At 52.9% G+C, this 17,000-nt stretch carries 18 protein-coding genes, 1 tRNA gene and 3 pseudogenes; 18 read left to right on the top strand and 4 right to left on the bottom strand.

Features of this window, described 5'->3' with window-relative positions:
• Positions 1-34 precede the first annotated feature (34 nt).
• Positions 35-274 (top strand): hypothetical protein, encoded by a 240-nt coding sequence (locus SC127_RS17915; protein ID WP_215846009.1) that lies wholly within the window; start codon positions 35-37, stop codon positions 272-274.
• 36 nt (positions 275-310) lie between these two features.
• Here SC127_RS17915 and SC127_RS17910 read toward each other — a convergent pair whose 3' ends face one another.
• Positions 311-1,210 carry a DMT family transporter gene (locus tag SC127_RS17910; protein ID WP_332627299.1) on the bottom strand — a complete coding sequence of 300 codons (900 nt, stop codon included), beginning with the start codon at positions 1,208-1,210 and terminating at the stop codon, positions 311-313.
• Positions 1,211-1,388: 178 nt separating this feature from the next.
• Here SC127_RS17910 and SC127_RS17905 point away from each other — a divergent pair, with 178 nt between their 5' ends.
• The 8 genes and pseudogenes from SC127_RS17905 (at position 1,389) to SC127_RS17870 (ending at position 8,419) form a co-directional block, all read left to right on the top strand.
• Complete coding sequence (locus SC127_RS17905) at positions 1,389-2,258, top strand: AraC family transcriptional regulator (protein ID WP_332627297.1); 870 nt, start codon at positions 1,389-1,391, stop codon at positions 2,256-2,258.
• Positions 2,259-2,926: 668 nt separating this feature from the next.
• Entirely contained in the window at positions 2,927-3,424 is a 498-nt protein-coding gene (gene tssB, locus SC127_RS17900; protein WP_332627294.1) for a type VI secretion system contractile sheath small subunit, read from the top strand.
• A gap of 34 nt (positions 3,425-3,458) precedes the next feature.
• On the top strand, positions 3,459-5,006 hold the full coding sequence (tssC, locus tag SC127_RS17895) for a type VI secretion system contractile sheath large subunit (RefSeq protein ID WP_332627292.1): 1,548 nt from the start codon (positions 3,459-3,461) through the stop codon (positions 5,004-5,006).
• Between the two features lie 10 nt (positions 5,007-5,016).
• Positions 5,017-6,015, top strand: a pseudogene (gene tssK / locus SC127_RS17890) (type VI secretion system baseplate subunit TssK); the annotation flags it as partial.
• An 88-nt stretch (positions 6,016-6,103) separates the two neighbouring features.
• Positions 6,104-6,553, top strand: a complete 450-nt coding sequence (gene tssE / locus SC127_RS17885) for a type VI secretion system baseplate subunit TssE (RefSeq protein ID WP_332627288.1) — start codon at positions 6,104-6,106, stop codon at positions 6,551-6,553.
• Between the two features lie 64 nt (positions 6,554-6,617).
• Complete coding sequence (locus tag SC127_RS17880; RefSeq protein WP_332627352.1) at positions 6,618-6,842, top strand: hypothetical protein; 225 nt, start codon at positions 6,618-6,620, stop codon at positions 6,840-6,842.
• Positions 6,781-6,987: pseudogene (locus SC127_RS17875) on the top strand (GIY-YIG nuclease family protein); the annotation flags it as partial. The gene SC127_RS17880 and the pseudogene SC127_RS17875, both read left to right, overlap by 62 nt.
• 46 nt (positions 6,988-7,033) lie before the next feature.
• A complete protein-coding gene (locus SC127_RS17870) occupies positions 7,034-8,419 on the top strand; it encodes a VasL domain-containing protein (protein WP_332627285.1) in 1,386 nt (461 codons plus the stop codon).
• A 35-nt stretch (positions 8,420-8,454) separates the two neighbouring features.
• On the opposite strand, the pseudogene SC127_RS17865 reads toward SC127_RS17870, so the two are convergent.
• The 3 genes and pseudogenes from SC127_RS17865 to SC127_RS17855 form a co-directional block, all read right to left on the bottom strand.
• Positions 8,455-8,562 (bottom strand): annotated as a pseudogene (locus tag SC127_RS17865) (Arm DNA-binding domain-containing protein); the annotation flags it as partial.
• Positions 8,563-8,698: 136 nt separating this feature from the next.
• A tRNA-Arg gene (locus SC127_RS17860) sits at positions 8,699-8,773 on the bottom strand.
• 73 nt (positions 8,774-8,846) lie between these two features.
• On the bottom strand, positions 8,847-9,776 hold the full coding sequence (locus SC127_RS17855; RefSeq protein WP_243077489.1) for a formate/nitrite transporter family protein: 930 nt from the start codon (positions 9,774-9,776) through the stop codon (positions 8,847-8,849).
• Between the two features lie 242 nt (positions 9,777-10,018).
• Here SC127_RS17855 and ccmA point away from each other — a divergent pair, with 242 nt between their 5' ends.
• From ccmA to ccmI, 9 genes are read left to right on the top strand one after another with little or no spacing between them, the layout of a single operon-like run.
• Positions 10,019-10,630, top strand: a complete 612-nt coding sequence (gene ccmA, locus SC127_RS17850; protein ID WP_215848235.1) for a cytochrome c biogenesis heme-transporting ATPase CcmA — start codon at positions 10,019-10,021, stop codon at positions 10,628-10,630.
• A gap of 4 nt (positions 10,631-10,634) precedes the next feature.
• Positions 10,635-11,294, top strand: a complete 660-nt coding sequence (gene ccmB / locus SC127_RS17845) for a heme exporter protein CcmB (RefSeq protein WP_243077490.1) — start codon at positions 10,635-10,637, stop codon at positions 11,292-11,294.
• Positions 11,295-11,352: 58 nt separating this feature from the next.
• Positions 11,353-12,093 (top strand): heme ABC transporter permease, encoded by a 741-nt coding sequence (locus SC127_RS17840; protein ID WP_215846031.1) that lies wholly within the window; start codon positions 11,353-11,355, stop codon positions 12,091-12,093.
• Complete coding sequence (gene ccmD, locus SC127_RS17835) at positions 12,090-12,323, top strand: heme exporter protein CcmD (RefSeq protein WP_243077491.1); 234 nt, start codon at positions 12,090-12,092, stop codon at positions 12,321-12,323. Before SC127_RS17840 ends, ccmD begins: the two co-directional genes overlap by 4 nt.
• The gene (gene ccmE, locus SC127_RS17830) at positions 12,320-12,805 is read left to right on the top strand and encodes a cytochrome c maturation protein CcmE (RefSeq protein ID WP_215846035.1); all 486 of its coding nucleotides are present in this window, start codon (positions 12,320-12,322) and stop codon (positions 12,803-12,805) included. The genes ccmD and ccmE overlap by 4 nt, the downstream gene beginning before the upstream one ends.
• The gene (locus tag SC127_RS17825; protein ID WP_332627281.1) at positions 12,802-14,760 is read left to right on the top strand and encodes a heme lyase CcmF/NrfE family subunit; all 1,959 of its coding nucleotides are present in this window, start codon (positions 12,802-12,804) and stop codon (positions 14,758-14,760) included. Before ccmE ends, SC127_RS17825 begins: the two co-directional genes overlap by 4 nt.
• Positions 14,757-15,314 (top strand): DsbE family thiol:disulfide interchange protein, encoded by a 558-nt coding sequence (locus SC127_RS17820; RefSeq protein WP_215846038.1) that lies wholly within the window; start codon positions 14,757-14,759, stop codon positions 15,312-15,314. Before SC127_RS17825 ends, SC127_RS17820 begins: the two co-directional genes overlap by 4 nt.
• On the top strand, positions 15,311-15,775 hold the full coding sequence (locus SC127_RS17815) for a cytochrome c-type biogenesis protein (RefSeq protein ID WP_215846039.1): 465 nt from the start codon (positions 15,311-15,313) through the stop codon (positions 15,773-15,775). The genes SC127_RS17820 and SC127_RS17815 overlap by 4 nt, the downstream gene beginning before the upstream one ends.
• Positions 15,772-16,983 carry a c-type cytochrome biogenesis protein CcmI gene (gene ccmI, locus SC127_RS17810; protein ID WP_332627278.1) on the top strand — a complete coding sequence of 404 codons (1,212 nt, stop codon included), beginning with the start codon at positions 15,772-15,774 and terminating at the stop codon, positions 16,981-16,983. The genes SC127_RS17815 and ccmI overlap by 4 nt, the downstream gene beginning before the upstream one ends.
• Positions 16,984-17,000 lie beyond the last annotated feature (17 nt).

Here is a 17,000-nt window from a genome sequence, read left to right as displayed (position 1 = left end):
TGCCAGGCTAAGGGTTCACTTATCAGGAGGAAATATGAAAGACCGTACATATGAATCCGTTACCAGCGAGAATGAAGTGTGCTGCATTATCGGTCAGGCTGTGATTGAACTGAGCGTAGAGCAACAGCCGGTAACAAAGTCGACTCTGGCGTTGAAGCTGCTGTCGATGGCCGATCGTGATAGTGACGATGAGCGTGTGTTGCTTTACTGGATTGCGCGTAAAGCCATCAATCAACCACAGAAACTTAATATAAACCAACAACAATGGGCCTGACACTCAACAGAATGCGGGCCGAAACCCGCAATCCAGTCAAGCAATAGCGCGGCGACGGATCGTCGGCCAGCGGGCAAACATCACTAAATTGCCCAGCAAGATCATGACAAGGCCAAGGATGGCGCTTGCGTGCCAAACATACCCTTCATAGCGGGTTGATAATGCCAATGCGACCAGCGGGAACAGCAGCGTGCAATAGGCGGCCTGACTCGATCCAATACGGCCTACCAACGTAAAATACGCAGCAAAGCCAATCACCGAGCCAAATATTGCCAGATAACTTAATGCCCCCAACCATTGCACGTTCCAGGTGGGTTGCAGCGATTCACCTTGCACCAGCGATAACGCCGCCATCACTAACGCGCCATAGAGCATGCCGTAACTGTTGGTGGTCAACACATCGCGTTTCACGCGCTGATGGCGATTACTGATCATATTGCCAAACGAAAATCCCAGCGTACCAAGTGCGCTTAATCCAATGCCCCACAGCAACTCGGCTGAAGCTTGGGCGTCACGCAGGTCATGCCAAAACAGGGCGACGATACCGCCAATACCCAGCAAGGCGGCGGGGAAGAGGCGTGCTGAAGGTCGTTGACGAAAGAAGATCCAACTGTTGAGAGCGTTATACAGCACCGCCATCGAAAAGATCACCGACTCCAGTCCACTGCTGATCCACGCGGCTGCATGATAAAAACAGACAAAGTTGAAGCCGAAAACACAGCAGCCTTGTAACAGGCAAAACAGGTGATCGCGCAGCGTTAAGCTCTGCAGGCGTTTGAACAGACGCAGCGCCACCAACATCACCCCAGCAGCCAGTAGAAATCGCCAGAACACCGCCACGGTGACAGCACTGCCGCCCGCAGCCTGTTGTGCGTAAATGGCAATCCAGGTGGTGCCCCAAATAATGACGACGGAAAGGTATAAAAACAGGTTCATTGCGATTCTCCACACCAGAATGGGCGCAGTGTATGCCGCCTCTGGCAGGCTGGCTTGCACCGGGCTGCGCTGAACTTGCAAATTCTTGCGCATTTTTCGCAGTCGTCCCGATGAGACCTGTTTTCTGTCCGCCTTCCGCCGTAAACTCACCGCATGTGTTTAAGGGACCGATGCGACGATGAGCACCTACCAGACGTTTGATATTCTGCAACGCGCCAATGCGCAGTTACGCGATACGGTGCATTTAAATAGCGGTGTTCAGCTGGCGGCGTGGTTTAACCGTGGCGTGCGGGTGACCAATCTCAGCGATCATCACACGCTCAGTCTCTACGTTGCCGACGGTTATGACACATGGCATAAAACGCCGCACGGCTGGCATAACGGCGGCGGCCCCGATCGCTTTTGTTTAATGCCCGCAGGAACCGAATCCACCTGGGATGTGCGAGCAAACTTGTCGTTTGTACACCTTTACTGTACCGAAACGCAGATGCGCCAGCTGGCGGAACAGACGTGGGATCGCAGTCCTGCGCGGCTCACGCTCGACCAAAAAGTGTTCGCCGATGACGATCGTATCACCCAACTCTATCGCCATTTTTTGCTGAGCTGCGACTGGCAACAGCCCGCTAACCAGCTCATGCTGAGCAGTGCCTCAACGCTGCTTCTGACACATCTGTTGCAGCAGTACAGTGACGTTCAATGGCAATTACCGCAGGTGCGTGGCGGGTTGGCGCCAGCGGTACAGCGTCGGGTGATGGAGTTTATTGACGCGAATCTCGAGCAACCTTTAACGCTCGCGGAGCTGGCGCAGGAAGCAGCCTTAAGTGAGTTTCACTTTGCCCGCATGTTCCGTCACGCCGTTGGCGAGGCACCTCATCAATTTATTATGCGTCGCCGCATGCAGCGCGCACAGCAATTGTTGGCACAGCCGCAGCTTTCACTTACTGATATTGCATTACGCTGTGGGTTCTACTCTTCCAGTCACTTCAGTAATCGCTTCCGCCAGGTTCACGGTGTTTCACCCTCTGTTTATCGCCAAGGGATGGGCTGAAGCTGATAAGAAATATCGGTGCACTTCAGGCGTTCTGCGCCGTGTCTATCGGACTCATATCTCTCACTGCGGGAAGAGATATGAGCGAGCCACATCGTCAACCTTTCTGATTTCCCCGGCGACTATCAATAAGCCTAACTTAAGAAAAAATAAAAACTATTGCTTCTTAGGTCACACGCTATCTTCCGTTTACCCGGTAACGGACGAGATCTCATTTTTAATAAAAAACTAAAAAATCAGCTCCCTCATGAGATTTGAGTTTTTTGTGCAATTTTTAGCCCTAAGTCAAATTGATCATTTGCTGCACACCCTTATTCCATGGGCCTTGCAGAGGTGTCGTAAGAAATTTCTTATAAATCAGAAAGATGATCTTTTTTTGCCACATGCATTATTTGAAATATTATGTTACATAATTTTACTTCCAATCACATAACCAACGTTTCTAAACTCCGTCCATAGGGGTTTATCCGAATTTTTCCTTTTCAGATAAATACCCAAAAAACACAGTGTCAGCATGCTGGTGAATGGAATGTGCTTGCTTTTGACGCCTGATTTTTGATTCACGTCGGATGACGTGAACAGGGGGGTTGTGCTGGGATGGTAAGCCGTTCTTATTAATTTCTCACTGGTATTGACCGTTTCTATTACTCCATAGAACAGGATCAGCCATGTCTAATTCCTATCAATCCGAGATCCCAAAGGCTCGCGTTAATATCCAACTGAGTGTGCATACCGGCGGTGCACAGAAGAAAGTCGAATTACCTCTCAAACTGATGGTGATGGGCGATTACAGCAACGGTGCCGAGCAACGTCCGGCGTCTGAGCGTGAAAAAGTCGACGTCAATAAAAACAACTTCGACAGCGTGCTCGCCGAATTCTCCCCCTCCGTCAATCTTTCTGTAGAAAACACCCTGGCCGGTGACGGCAGTGAGGAAAACGTCAGCCTCTCCTTCGCTCAGATGAAAGACTTCGAGCCGGAGCAGGTAGCCCGTCAAATCCCGCAGCTCAAGGCGATGCTTGCCATGCGTAATCTGCTGCGCGACCTGAAGGCTAACTTGCTGGACAACGCGACCTTCCGCAAAGAGCTGGAAAAAATCCTGCTTGACCCAACGCTTAGCGCAGAACTGCGCAGTGAGTTGTCTGCCCTGGCACCAAAACAAGCCTGACGGTCGTGATGTTTAACGGATTAACGAAGAGAAAATGCTGATGTTTGTGAAAAATGAAAATGCTGCCGGCGGGGAAAGTATCGTGCCGGATCGCCCGGAAGCAGGTGGTGTGTATGCCACCCTGTTTGAAAAAATCAACCTGAACCCGGTATCAACGCTGAGTGCGCTTGATATCTGGCAGGACAACCAGGCAATGTCGGATGCGACGGCCGATGAGCGTCTGACCGCCGGCATGCAGGTGTTTCTGGAGTGCCTGAACAAAGCGGGTTCAAAAGTTGAAAAGCTGGACAAAACCCTGATTGACCACCATATCGCCGAGCTGGATTTTCAGATTAGCCGCCAGTTGGATGCAGTCATGCATCATCAGGAATTTCAAAAGGTTGAGTCTTTGTGGCGCGGGGTGAAGTCCCTGGTCGACAAAACTGACTTCCGTCAGAACGTCAAAATCGAACTGCTGGACGTGTCGAAAGATGACCTCCGTCAGGATTTTGAAGACGCGCCGGAGATTATTCAGAGCGGATTATACCAGCACACATATACCGCAGAATACGATTCTCCGGGCGGAGAGCCGATTGCCGCGCTGATTTCTGCCTACGAGTTTGATGCCTCTGCGCAGGACATGGCGCTGCTGCGTAATATCTCCAAAGTGTCCGCTGCCGCCCATATGCCGTTCATCGGTTCTGCGGGTCCGAAATTTTTTCTTAAGGACAAAATGGAAGAGGTCGCGGCTATCAAGGACATTGGTAACTACTTCGACCGCGCCGAATACATCAAGTGGAAATCCTTCCGCGAGACGGACGATTCCCGCTACATCGGTCTGGTGATGCCGCGCGTGCTGGGCCGCCTGCCGTACGGCCCGGACACTGTGCCGGTGCGCAGCTTCAACTACGTTGAAGAGGTGAAAGGCCCTGACCACGACAAATACCTGTGGACCAACGCCTCCTTTGCCTTTGCAGCCAATATGGTGAAAAGCTTCATCAGCAACGGCTGGTGCGTGCAGATTCGCGGCCCGCAGGCCGGCGGTGCGGTGCAGGACCTGCCGATCCACCTGTATGACCTGGGCACCGGTAATCAGGTGAAGATCCCGTCTGAAGTTATGATCCCGGAAACCCGCGAATTTGAATTCGCCAACCTCGGCTTTATCCCGCTGTCGTACTACAAAAACCGCGACTACGCCTGCTTCTTCTCGGCTAACTCCGCGCAAAAGCCGACGCTGTATGACACGGCGGATGCGACGGCTAACAGCCGTATTAATTCCCGTTTGCCGTACATCTTCCTGCTGTCGCGTATTGCGCACTACCTGAAGCTTATTCAGCGTGAAAATATCGGCACGACGAAAGACCGTCGTCTGCTGGAGCTGGAACTAAACACCTGGGTACGCACGCTGGTGACTGAAATGACCGATCCGGGCGATTCACTTCAGGCGTCACACCCGCTGCGCGATGCGAAAGTGACCGTGGAGGATATTGACGATAATCCGGGCTTCTTCCGCGTGAAACTGTATGCGATCCCGCACTTCCAGGTTGAAGGCATGGACGTCAACCTGTCGCTGGTTTCCCAGATGCCGAAGGCTAAGGCATAGACAGAAAACGATGAAAATTTATCGTCCACTGTGGGAAGACGGGGCCTTTTTGGCCCCACAACAGTTTCAGCAGCAGGCGCTGTGGGATGCGCATGTGACCGACACGGTCGCACGTATGGGGCTGGCTCACCCCTGGGGCGTGGTGGCCGCTTCGTTTGATGATGCCGGACTGGCCTTGTCCCGCCTCAATGCCACCCATCTGGTGGTGCGATTTGCGGATGGCACGCTGGTGGATACCGACCTGTCGGACAATCTGCCGCCGGTCTGTGATCTGTCCGCCGCACAGGCGCAGGATACCGTAGAAGTGCTACTGGCGCTGCCGTTGCTGAGTGCCAACGGCGGCAATCTTGATGACGGGAGAGACAGTGAACGCCCCCGCAGGTGGAAAGCCGAGCGGGTGCCGGTGCAGGAACTGGCCGGAAACGAACGCGGCGAACTGGCCATCCTTCGCCATGCGATGACACTAAGGTTGTCTACACAGGAAAATGCCGCCTGGCTGACCTGTCCGGTAACACGCCTCGTGCGCAATGCTCAGGGGCAATGGAGTCGGGATCTGACCTTCATTCCTCCGTTGCTTTCTCTTTCCGCGAGCCCGCTGTTGATAGCGGAACTGGGTGACATTTATAAACGCCTTCAGGCACGACGCCAGCGCCTGATGGCTATGCGGCGTGAAAGCAACGAACGGATGGCCGACTTTGCCGTTGCGGATGTTTCTCTGTTCTGGTTGCTGAATGCCCTGAACAGCGCTGAGCCGGTACTGGCAGAACTGCTACAAAATCCCACCCGTCACCCCGAACTGCTGTATCGCGAACTGGCCCGTCTGGTGGGCAGTCTGCTGACGTTCTCACTGGAGCATGACGCCGCCGATATTCCGGTTTACCGGCATGAAGCGCCGGAGCAGGTATTCCCGCCGTTGCTGACGCTGCTCGATAACCTGCTCGAGGCGAGCCTGCCATCGCGGGTAGCGGGGATGTTTATGTCCCCTGACACCATGAATAACACCTGGCGGATGGTGCTCTCCCGCAATGAGCTTGACCCGGATAAGCCGCGCATCATCGAAGCGGGTGATAACCGCCTGACGCTCATACCCGTGAGGGATGACTGACATGCCGCGCCCGTCTTTGTACGAGATATTGTACGGTAACTTCATCGGTGAGCTCGATTTACATCAGGTCAGCGAAGAAAACCAAGTCATTTTGTCCGTTCTCGATAACATGCAGCGCATCCTCAACTGCCGTGCCGGTACGCTGGCCCATCTCCCCGATTATGGCCTGCCGGATATGACGAAAATCCTGCAGGGCATGCCGGGTACGGCCCACCAGTTGATGGGTACGCTTTCAGGCGTACTGTTGAAGTACGAGCCGCGCTTGAAAAACGTTGAGGTGGTGATACTGGAGCAGACTCAGCCCGGCGAATTACGTTACGCCATCGACGCAGAGCTGAAAGGCTTCGGGTTGGTGCGTTATGGCACGGAGTTTATGCCTGAGGGGAAAATACTGCTGCGGCACCTGAAACAACAGCAGCTTATTGACCAGCAGGCCTTTTAATCATAGTGCGCAATAGCGGCTAAACAGACACAAAAAATGCAAATGAAAATTAAGGGAATAACGCGTGGCACGAAGAAAAAAAGATGATAATGCGCTGGGCGTAATTCTGGTTATTCTTGGCTTTATCGCCTGGGGGATTTACGTCGCGGTAAGAGCACTGATTAACGTTAATGAGCGCTTTATTGATTCGGTATCAACGCCAGCCGGAATTATTGCTACCTTCTTTGGCGCCAGCTCTGGAGAAAACGCTGCACGACCATCTGGAACGTTACCGCATCAACAGGATTAACTTACGTAAAGAGTTTTTCCGCGTAGAGCTCAGCAAAATCATTAACGAGGTGGAACGTCACCACGGGCGGGTTGAATACATTGCTGACCCAATGGCACTGCAGTATCTGCAGAGTCTCGACTATGCAGAAAGCGAAGCCGCATAAACGATAACCTTCAATAGCTCCTGGTACGTCAAATGGACAACTGGTCATGAATGACATCCCCCCACGTAAAATAAAAACCGGTGGCGACCCACGCACGCTTCCGGATTATACCGCCCTGCGCGAAGAACTGAGCAAACTGACGCATCCGGCGCGCCCGGATGTGAACTGGCGTTATGCCGAAAAACTTTGTCTTTCGCTGTTTGAACAAAATGGTGTGGAGTTACAGACAGCGGCCTGGTACACGCTGGCCCGTACGCAACAAGCCGGTCTGCTCGGTCTGAGCGAGGGTCTGGCGATACTGGAGGCGCTGTTAAGCCATCAGTGGGGGACGCTGTGGCCGCAGCCAGTACATGCCCGCATGGAAATCCTCAGCAGTCTGAGTCAGCGTCTACAGCAACTGATGCGCTCGCTCCCGCTAAATTACAGCGACCTCAGCCAGTTGTATCGGGTGGAGCAACTGCTTACCAGTCTGGGGGAGGTACTGCAGCGCCTGGAGCTTAAGCACCTGAGCCAGCTCGACACGCTGCGTACTCTGATGCATAACAGTGCTGTCCGGCTGGAAAACAACAGTGTCGGTGCATCTGGTACTGGTGCACCCGGTGTTGTACTCCCCACAACGGGTATAAATAGCCCAGGAACATCCGTTGATACACTGCCAGGCATTCCAGATGCAGAGAAAAACGTGCCGAACAATGCGGTGAAGTGGGTGTATGTGGCGGAGCCGGAACAACAGCTAAATGTGGAAGTACTCTCGGCAATACCTGCACCGGTAAAAAAGTGGAAATCTTTCACTGCCGGGATGTGTTCCATGCTGGTGATAAGCATAGTCGCAGTGTGGAGCTGGCAGTATCTTCACCGGTCAGACCCGCTACAGACTCAGTTTGCTGCTTCACTGGCTCCGTTACCCGCAACACTCACGCCTGCACAGTTGGATGTGATACGTCATCAATCGCCGCTTCCACAAACAGTAATTGCACAAACACAGCAGAAGCTTGCCCTGCTGGACCAGCTTCCTCCTGACTGGAATATTGACTACAGTCGACAACTTGTAGAACAGGCTCAGACTCTGTGGCCGGAACAGGCTAAGCCCCTGATACAGCATTGGCAACAACAGCTTAGTGCTGTCGCATTGCCAACAGAGCAGCTGAATGGCTGGTATCAGGGAATGACAATGCTACAGAAACTGAGTGACAGGCTAAACGGGCTTGATGAGCAGAAGGGTAAATACATGACGGTCAGTGAACTGAAGTCAGTAGTATTTTCAACTATGCAGTCGTTTAATCAGGCCATACCGGCTGAGGAGCAACTGCGGGTATTGTCAGAAAACCCTGCTGGAGTACCTTTACCTGCTGCTGCCAAGGCTCAACTGGAGATGCATCTGAAACAATTGACTGCCCGTTATGCTGAGATAAAACAGAACTTATCGGAATAAAAACGGTGCTAAGAATTATCAGTGATTCAGTTCGTTATTTTTTTGCCTGATGCAGACACATAAAGGTACAGGCCATTACCGTCTGAAACCCTGTAGGGCTTATCTTTCGGCTTAGCCGCGTCTGTTTGTTTAATGGTGAGCATTGGGTAAAATTTCTTACCCAGAATTTGCCCAGGCAAAAGACAGGCTGTCAACGAACTATGGCGAACTGCTATTTATGAGGGAGTGCTTTGTGAGTAGGGTTTGGCAAACGACTTCGGAAGGTGGCGAACCGTGGTATGGCGTCCCCTGCAGGGATCGAACCTGCAACTAGCCCTTAGGAGGGGCTTGTTATATCCATTTAACTAAGGAGACGTCGGCGGGCAGTATAGCGCAGTTATGCGCCAAATTAACCACGCCGAGGTGCGTTTGCTCATTCCATCGACAATTAGCCTTCAGACTGCTGTTTCTGGCGACGCTTCTCCTCTTTTTTCTTTTCTGCTCGCATCTTAGCTTTGGCTGTTTCGCTCATATCATTACGAATCTGAGCATGACTGATCAGGGCGAAAATCAATGTGCCGCCGGTAATATTGCCCAGCAGGGTAGGTAAAGCAAAAGGCCAAAAGAACGCTTGCCACTCAATAGCGCCGCTAAACACTAAATAAAGCACTTCAACCGAACCTACCACAATGTGTGCCAGGTCGCCGAGCGCCACTAGCCACGTCATCATGACAATCACAAACAATTTAGCTCCACCTGCATAGGGAAACATCCATACCATGGTGGCGATGATCCAGCCGGAAATAACGGCATTAGCAAACATTTCACCCGGCGTATTTTCCATCACTTTTTGACTAATGACGGTAAATGCCTGACGCGTTGCATCATCAAAAATGGGCATTTCGGTAAAGGCTAACGCACCTAATGCTGTGCCAATCAGATTACCGAGCAACACGATGCCCCACAAACGCAGCAGCAGACCAACATTGCTCATCGTGGGTTTGTGCATCACAGGCAAAACAGCGGTAACGGTGTTTTCAGTAAAAAGCTGCTGCCGCGCCATAATGACAATCACAAAACCGAAGGTATAACCCAGATTCTCGAGCAGAAATGCACCCGGTACGCCGTCGAGATGGACCTGAAAAATCCCTTTGGCCATCAGTGATGCACCCATTGATAAACCGGCGGCAATCGCTGACCACAACAAGGCCATACCGTCGCGTTCTAGCTCTTTCTCGCCATCCTGACGTATCTCTTCGTGAATGGCGGCGGCGCGGGAAGGGAGTGCTTCTTCATCTACTTCAATATCGGTGCCTTCTTCTTTTTCATCGCTATCAACATCGTTATGGCCGTGATCTATACCTGATGAACCCTTCATATTTTCTCCTGGTGACAATGCCAACGCGTAATAAGCGTAGACGTTTTTTGCTAATCAAAAATGTAACTGCATTCGCGAATAAGGGTAACAAGGTTTTAACGTTGCTGGATTTTTGGGCAGTTATTGATCTGATGCGCACGAATACGCCCTTTGAGGTAGGACGCGGTGGCCGCTCAGACTTCGGCCCACAGCATCATTGTGGTATTATTCGCGCCTCATTTATCTGGTGCGATTCCCCCTTCATGTTGGAAGTCATTAATCTTTCTTGCGTCCGCGACGAGCGTGCTCTTTTTCATGGGCTGACGTTTTCCGTGGCGGCAGGCGATATCGTGCAAATTGAAGGGCCGAATGGCGCGGGTAAAACTTCTTTGTTGCGTCTGCTGGCGGGATTAAGCCGCGCTGAGCAGGGCGACGTAATGTGGCAATCTCAGCCTATTCGCCAACAGCGCGAAATATGGCATCAGGCGATGCTTTATCTCGGCCATCATCCTGGCGTAAAAGCGGTATTGTCGCCGCTGGAAAATCTGCGTTTTTACCATCGCGATTGCGATGACGAGCTAATTTTTGATGCACTGGAAAGCGTTGAATTGCTGGGTTACGAAGAGGTGCCGGTGGCGCAACTTTCCGCAGGACAACAGCGTCGTGTGGCCCTGGCCAGATTATGGTTAAGTCACGCTTCGCTGTGGATTTTAGATGAACCGTTAACCGCCATCGACAAAGCGGGTGTAGAAAAATTAATGGCGAAATTTGCTCAACATGCCGATAACGGAGGCGCGGTCATTCTGACCACGCATCAGGATCTGCCAGACAGCCTTGCACGCGTGCGTAAGATTCGCCTGAGCGGTGCGGAGTGACGTGATGCTAATCCGTGTTATCCAGCGCGAGCTGCGTATTGCCTTTCGCAGCGGCGCAGAAGTGATTAACCCGCTGTGGTTTTTCCTGATTGTGATTACGCTGTTCCCGCTGGGCATTGGGCCCGATCCGCAACAGTTAGCGCGCATCGCGCCGGGTGTCGCCTGGGTGGCTGCCTTGCTGGCCTCGCTGCTGGCGCTGGAGCGCTTGTTCCGCGATGACTTTATGGATGGTTCGCTGGAACAGTTATTGCTGTTGCCCACGCCGTTGCCGCTGACCGTGGTTGGCAAAGTCATTGCCCACTGGCTGGTCACTGGCTTGCCGCTGATTGTGTTATCACCGCTGGCGGCGCTGCTGTTATCGCTGGATTTTCGCGGCTGGAGCGCAATGGCGCTGACCCTGCTGCTGGGAACGCCAACCCTGAGTTTTTTGGGTGCGATTGGCGTCGGATTAACGGTAGGACTGCGTCGCGGCGGCGTGTTGCTTAGCCTGCTGGTATTACCGCTGGCGATTCCCGTTTTAATTTTTGCCAGCGCAGCGATTGATGCGGCAGGGCAGGGATTACCTATCAGCGGTTATCTGGCAATTCTTGGCGCAATGCTGGTGGCGAGCGCCACCCTGGCCCCTTTTGCTACCGCCGCAGCGCTGCGCATTACGCTGCATTAAATCGCGCACGCCTTAGACGTGTCGATAACGAATTTATCTTTACTGTGAGCAATTCATCATGTGGAAATGGTTACATCAACTGGCGAAGCCTGAGCGGCTTTATCAGTTCTGCGGTCGCTTAGTGCCGTGGTTCGCAGTGGCGGCAATCGCCACGCTGCTATTCGGTTGGGTGTGGGGATTCGGTTATGCGCCTGCGGATTATCAGCAGGGTGACAGTTTCCGCATCATGTACATTCACGTTCCCGCAGCCATGTGGTCGATGGGTGTTTATGCTTCCATGGCGATTGCCGCTTTTATCGGTTTGGTCTGGCAGATGAAAATGGCCGATTTAGTGTCGGCGGCAATGGCACCGGTGGGTGCGGTATTCACCTTTATTGCGCTGGTCACCGGTTCCGCCTGGGGCAAGCCAATGTGGGGAACCTGGTGGATTTGGGATGCACGCCTCACTTCCGAACTGGTTTTGCTTTTCCTTTATATGGGTGTGATTGCGCTCTATCACGCCTTTGACGATCGTCGTACTGCCGGACGTGCAGCTGGGATCCTGATTTTGGTAGGCGTGGTCAATCTTCCTGTTATTCATTTCTCTGTCCAGTGGTGGAATACCCTGCACCAAGGCTCATCGGGCATGATGCAGCAGGCAATCGCGCCTGAAATGCGCACACCGCTGCGCTGGTCAATCATTGGGTATCTGCTGGTGTTCGCCTCTTTAACGTTAATGCGTTTGCGTAACCTGATTCTGTTAACGGAACGTCATCGTCCTTGGGTCGCTGATATCGCTAAGGGAGGACGCAAAGCATGATGCCCGCATTCAATTCCTGGCAAGCGTTCTTTGCCATGGGCGGCTACGCCTTTTATGTCTGGCTGGCTGTGGTCTTCACCGTTATTCCTTTAACGGGCCTGGTGTTACACACGCTATTGCTTCGCCGCCGTTTGCTGACGGAAATTCGCCAGCGTGAATCCAGGGAGCGCCGTATCCGTGCGGCGAAAACGAAAAAAGCCGTCACTGAAGCGGCAGGAGAAAAAATGTGAATATCCGTCGTCGTAATCGCCTCTATGTTGTGGTGGCGATTTTGGTCGGACTTGGCCTCGCCACCACGCTGGTAATGTACGCGCTGCGTTCCAATATCGACCTGTTTTATACCCCAAGCGAAATCCTGTATGGCAAAGGCGAAGCTCGCCAAAAGCCAGAAACGGGCCAGCGTTTGCGCGTGGGTGGCATGGTTATGCCGGGCAGCGTGAAGCGTGATCCAAAATCACTTGCCGTTTCGTTTAAGCTTTACGATGCCAATGGCGTGGTCAGCGTCAGCTTTGAGGGTATTCTGCCTGACCTGTTCCGCGAAGGGCAGGGCGTGGTGGCCCAGGGTGTGCTGGAGGAGGGCAACCTCGTGAATGCCAAAGAGGTGTTGGCTAAGCATGATGAGAAATACACGCCGCCAGAAATCGAAGACGCAATGAAAAAGAATCACAACGGCCCGCAGTCAATGTATCAACAGCCGGGTAAACAGTCATGATGCCAGAGATTGGAAGTTTCCTGCTCTGTCTGGCTTTAGGCCTTTCTCTGCTGCTGAGCGTTTATCCTTTATGGGGTGCATTGCGTCAGGATGCCCGGCTGATGGCCATGGCGCGTCCGCTCTCTTACGGACTTTTTGCCGCTATCGCGGCGGCGTTTATGGTGCTGGTTTACGCCTTTATTGTTAACGACTTCACCGTCGGCTACGTGGCAACCAACTCCAATACGCTGCTGCCGGTCTACTACCGCATCGCCGCTACCTGGGGCGCACATGAAGGTTCGCTGCTGTTGTGGGTTTTACTGCTCAGCACCTGGACATTAGCAGTTGCGCTGTTCAGTCGAGGCATGCCACAGGACGCGCTGGCACGTGTACTGGCGGTGATGGGCATGATTAATCTTGGCTTCCTGCTGTTTATCATCCTGACTTCAAATCCGTTTACCCGCACGCTGCCAGACTTTCCGATTGATGGGCGCGATCTTAATCCAATGCTGCAGGATATCGGGCTGATCTTCCATCCGCCGCTGCTCTATATGGGGTATGTCGGTTTCTCGGTGGCCTTTGCTTTCGCCATTGCTTCACTGATGGCAGGCAGACTCGATACCGCATGGGCGCGCTGGTCACGTCCATGGACCACTGCTGCGTGGGTGTTTCTGACTATTGGTATCGTACTCGGTTCTGCGTGGGCCTATTACGAACTTGGCTGGGGCGGTTGGTGGTTCTGGGATCCGGTTGAAAATGCCTCGTTTATGCCATGGCTGGCGGGCACGGCATTGATGCACTCGCTGGCGGTGACGGAGAAGCGTGGCACCTTTAAAGCCTGGACGGTATTGCTGGCAATCACGGCTTTTTCTCTTAGCCTACTGGGCACGTTTTTGGTGCGTTCGGGCGTACTGGTATCGGTTCACTCGTTTGCGTCCGATCCCGCGCGTGGCATGTTTATTCTCGCATTTTTGGTGATCGTGATCGGCAGTTCACTGCTGCTCTACGCAATCAAAGGTGGCCAGGTGCGCAGCCGGGTACAAAACGAAGCCTGGTCCCGCGAATCCTTCTTGTTGGGGAACAACGTATTATTGATTGCAGCGATGCTGGTGGTATTGCTGGGCACGCTGTTACCGCTGGTTCACAAGCAGCTTGGCCTTGGCAGCATCTCAATCGGTGAACCCTTCTTCAACACAATGTTCACTTGGTTGATGGCACCTTTAGCGCTGATGCTGGGCATCGGGCCGCTGGTGCGCTGGCGTCGTGATGAGCCACAGAAACTGGCGAAGCGACTGGCACTGGCGCTGATCGTGACGCTGGCTTTTTCAATCTTCATGCCGTGGTTATTGCAAAATCGTATTGAAGCGATGACTGTTGTGGGTCTGCTGATGTCAGTATGGATTATTGTTCTGACGCTGATGGAACTGCATGAACGTGCTACGCATCGTCACCGCTTCTTTGCTGGGTTGCGCCATCTAACGCGCAGTCATTGGGGCATGGTGCTGGGCCATTTAGGCGTAGGCGTCACGGTCATCGGCATTGCCTTTAGCACCCAATACAGCGTCGAGCGCGACGTGCGTATGAATGCTGGCGACAGCGTGGACATCCACAGTTATCACTTTATCTTCCGTGGCGTACAGAATCTTGAAGGGCCAAACTACAGCGGCGGCGTCGGAACCATCGAGGTTACGCGCAATGGCAAGCCGGAAGCGATGCTGCAGGCAGAAAAACGTTTTTACACCGCTTCACGTAACATGATGACTGAAGCCGGCATTGACGGCGGCATGAGTCGCGATCTTTATGCCGCGTTAGGCGAACAGTTAGATGACGGTTCCTGGGCGCTGCGCATCTATTACAAACCCTTCGTGCGTTGGATTTGGTACGGCGGCGTGTTTATGGCGGTGGGCGGCCTGTTCTGCTTGTTTGATCCGCGCTATCGCTCGCGTAAAAAAGCCAAACGCGAGGAGCTGGCATGAACAAGAAAATCCTGTTTATTCCCTTAGTATTATTTCTGCTGCTGGCGGCTGCGCTGTTGTGGCAATTGTCGAAAAACGCAGAGGGCGACGATCCTACTCGGCTGGAATCAGCTTTGATTGGCAAGCCGGTGCCGCTGTTCAAACTCGAAGCGCTCGACCAGCCAGGCAAGATGTATGACCAGCGCGTGCTAACGGATGGCAAGCCGATTCTGCTCAACGTCTGGGCAACATGGTGCCCAACCTGTCGCGCTGAGCATCAATATTTGAATACGCTGGCGGAGCAGGGCATCCGCGTTGTTGGCCTGAACTACAAAGATGATCGCAACAAAGCGGTAACCTGGCTCAACACGTTGGGCAATCCCTACGCGCTGAGTTTGTATGATGGCAACGGTATGCTCGGTCTCGATCTTGGGGTGTATGGCGCGCCTGAAACCTTTCTTATTGACGGCAAAGGGATCATTCGCTATCGCCACGCGGGTGATATGAACGATCGCGTCTGGCTGCAAGAAGTGAAGCCGCTGTGGATCAAATACAGCAAGGAGGCGGGAGTATGAAACGTCTCGTATTACTGATCTGCGGAATGTTATTTAGCATCAGCTTGTGGGCGGCTATTGATACCTACAAATTTGATTCTGTGGCGCAGGAAGAGCAATACCGTGATTTAACCGCCTCGCTACGCTGCCCAAAATGTCAGAACAACAGCATTGGCGATTCAAACGCGATGATTGCTGCAGACATGCGTTTGAAGGTGTATGAGCTGATGAAGCAGGGACAAAGCCGTCAGCAGATTATTGATTACATGGTGGCGCGTTACGGTAACTTTGTGACCTATGAGCCGCCGGTCACGCCTTCAACCCTTATTCTGTGGGTGGGGCCCGCACTGTTTGTGGTGCTGGGTGGATTAATGATTATTCTGCGCAGTCGCCAGCGCAATTCGCGCAGCGAAAGCGAACTGGACGAAAGCGAACAGCAGCGTCTTGACGCGATTTTGAAGTCAGACAGGAAGCCGCAATGAATGCATTTTGGATCACCCTTTTACTGTTATTGCTGGCAGCGTGCGCGCTGTTTATCGGTGCCGGTTGGCGACAACGTCTGGCCAGTGATGGCGAACGCAATCAGCTGAACAAAGATTTTTACCAGCAGCGACTGGATGAGTTGGCGCAGGATGAAGCCCAAGGTGTGGTGGCCGAGCGGCCAGTAATGGAGCGCGAGCTGCAACAAACGCTGTTGACCGATATTCCAGATAACGATGCCGCACAGGCTCACAGCAGCAGCCGCTGGGTACTTTTACCGGGCGTGATAGTGCTGATTGCCGTGTCGCTGGGCACTTATCTGAAAACGGGTGGGCTGGCGCAGACAAGTGGATGGATGCAAGTAAAGCAAGCGTATCCCGCACTGCGCGCACGCGTCATGGATCCGCAAGCTCAGCCGCTTAGCATGGAGGAGCTGGCGCAACTGCAACTAGGGCTGCGCAGTGCGTTGCAATCTGAACCTAATAATATGAATGATTGGGCCATGCTGGGCCGTCTCGGCATGGTGCTGAATAATGCCACTACCGCCAGCCAGGCTTTTGAGCATGCTTTACAGCTCGCGCCTAATAATATCGATTTGAAACAAGACTATGCTGAGGTATTAACCCGCTCCAGCGATCCACAGGATAACCGTCAGGCGGGTTTAATTCTGCGCGATCTGCTTAAAGACGATCACAGTAATGTGCGTACGTTAAGCCTGCTGGCGTTTAATGCGTTTGAGCAACAGCAATATGTTCAGGCGATTGGTGCCTGGCAAACTATGCTGAAATTGATACCGGCTGACGATCATCGTCGTACCATGATCGAACGCAGCATTGAACAAGCAAAAACGGACGCAGGACAGCAAAATATCCAACTGGCACTGACAGTTACTCTCTCTCCGCAGGCAGAAAAAATGTTACCGCAGGGCGGAGTCATGTATATTTCTGTTTCTGACGGTGTTTCACCGGTGCCTGTGGCCGTTAAGCGTATGCCGCTAAGCCACTTCCCGTTATCGCTGACGCTGGATGACAGCAACGCTATGATGCCAGATCGCCTGCTTTCGGCGCAGCATCAGGTGCAAGTTCGAGTGCGTATTTCCCGCGATGGTAGTGCCAATCCGCAGTCAGGTGATTGGTTTGGTCTGAGCGAGAAAACACCTTGGGACGGTCATCAGAACATGGCTGTGGAGATTAATCAGCAGCAGCCCTGAAGCGATACATTTTTCAT

The organism is Pantoea sp. T14, assembly GCF_036663535.1.
GTDB lineage: Bacteria > Pseudomonadota > Gammaproteobacteria > Enterobacterales > Enterobacteriaceae > Pantoea > Pantoea phytostimulans.
This window is presented reverse-complemented; position numbering and strand designations above follow the sequence as displayed.

What these genes read in the sequence shown, in the direction of transcription:
- SC127_RS17820 (WP_215846038.1), top strand. Translation starts at nt 14,757, where the DNA reads ATGAACAAGAAAATCCTGTTTATTCCCTTAGTATTATTTCTGCTGCTG.
- SC127_RS17905 (WP_332627297.1), top strand. Translation starts at nt 1,389, where the DNA reads ATGAGCACCTACCAGACGTTTGATATTCTGCAACGCGCCAATGCGCAG.
- tssE (WP_332627288.1), top strand. Translation starts at nt 6,104, where the DNA reads ATGACTGACATGCCGCGCCCGTCTTTGTACGAGATATTGTACGGTAAC.
- SC127_RS17870 (WP_332627285.1), top strand. Translation starts at nt 7,034, where the DNA reads ATGAATGACATCCCCCCACGTAAAATAAAAACCGGTGGCGACCCACGC.
- tssB (WP_332627294.1), top strand. Translation starts at nt 2,927, where the DNA reads ATGTCTAATTCCTATCAATCCGAGATCCCAAAGGCTCGCGTTAATATC.
- tssC (WP_332627292.1), top strand. Translation starts at nt 3,459, where the DNA reads ATGCTGATGTTTGTGAAAAATGAAAATGCTGCCGGCGGGGAAAGTATC.
- SC127_RS17825 (WP_332627281.1), top strand. Translation starts at nt 12,802, where the DNA reads ATGATGCCAGAGATTGGAAGTTTCCTGCTCTGTCTGGCTTTAGGCCTT.
- SC127_RS17910 (WP_332627299.1), bottom strand. Translation starts at nt 1,210, where the DNA reads ATGAACCTGTTTTTATACCTTTCCGTCGTCATTATTTGGGGCACCACC.
- ccmB (WP_243077490.1), top strand. Translation starts at nt 10,635, where the DNA reads ATGCTAATCCGTGTTATCCAGCGCGAGCTGCGTATTGCCTTTCGCAGC.
- SC127_RS17855 (WP_243077489.1), bottom strand. Translation starts at nt 9,776, where the DNA reads ATGAAGGGTTCATCAGGTATAGATCACGGCCATAACGATGTTGATAGC.
- SC127_RS17915 (WP_215846009.1), top strand. Translation starts at nt 35, where the DNA reads ATGAAAGACCGTACATATGAATCCGTTACCAGCGAGAATGAAGTGTGC.
- ccmD (WP_243077491.1), top strand. Translation starts at nt 12,090, where the DNA reads ATGATGCCCGCATTCAATTCCTGGCAAGCGTTCTTTGCCATGGGCGGC.
- SC127_RS17815 (WP_215846039.1), top strand. Translation starts at nt 15,311, where the DNA reads ATGAAACGTCTCGTATTACTGATCTGCGGAATGTTATTTAGCATCAGC.
- SC127_RS17840 (WP_215846031.1), top strand. Translation starts at nt 11,353, where the DNA reads ATGTGGAAATGGTTACATCAACTGGCGAAGCCTGAGCGGCTTTATCAG.
- ccmA (WP_215848235.1), top strand. Translation starts at nt 10,019, where the DNA reads ATGTTGGAAGTCATTAATCTTTCTTGCGTCCGCGACGAGCGTGCTCTT.
- ccmI (WP_332627278.1), top strand. Translation starts at nt 15,772, where the DNA reads ATGAATGCATTTTGGATCACCCTTTTACTGTTATTGCTGGCAGCGTGC.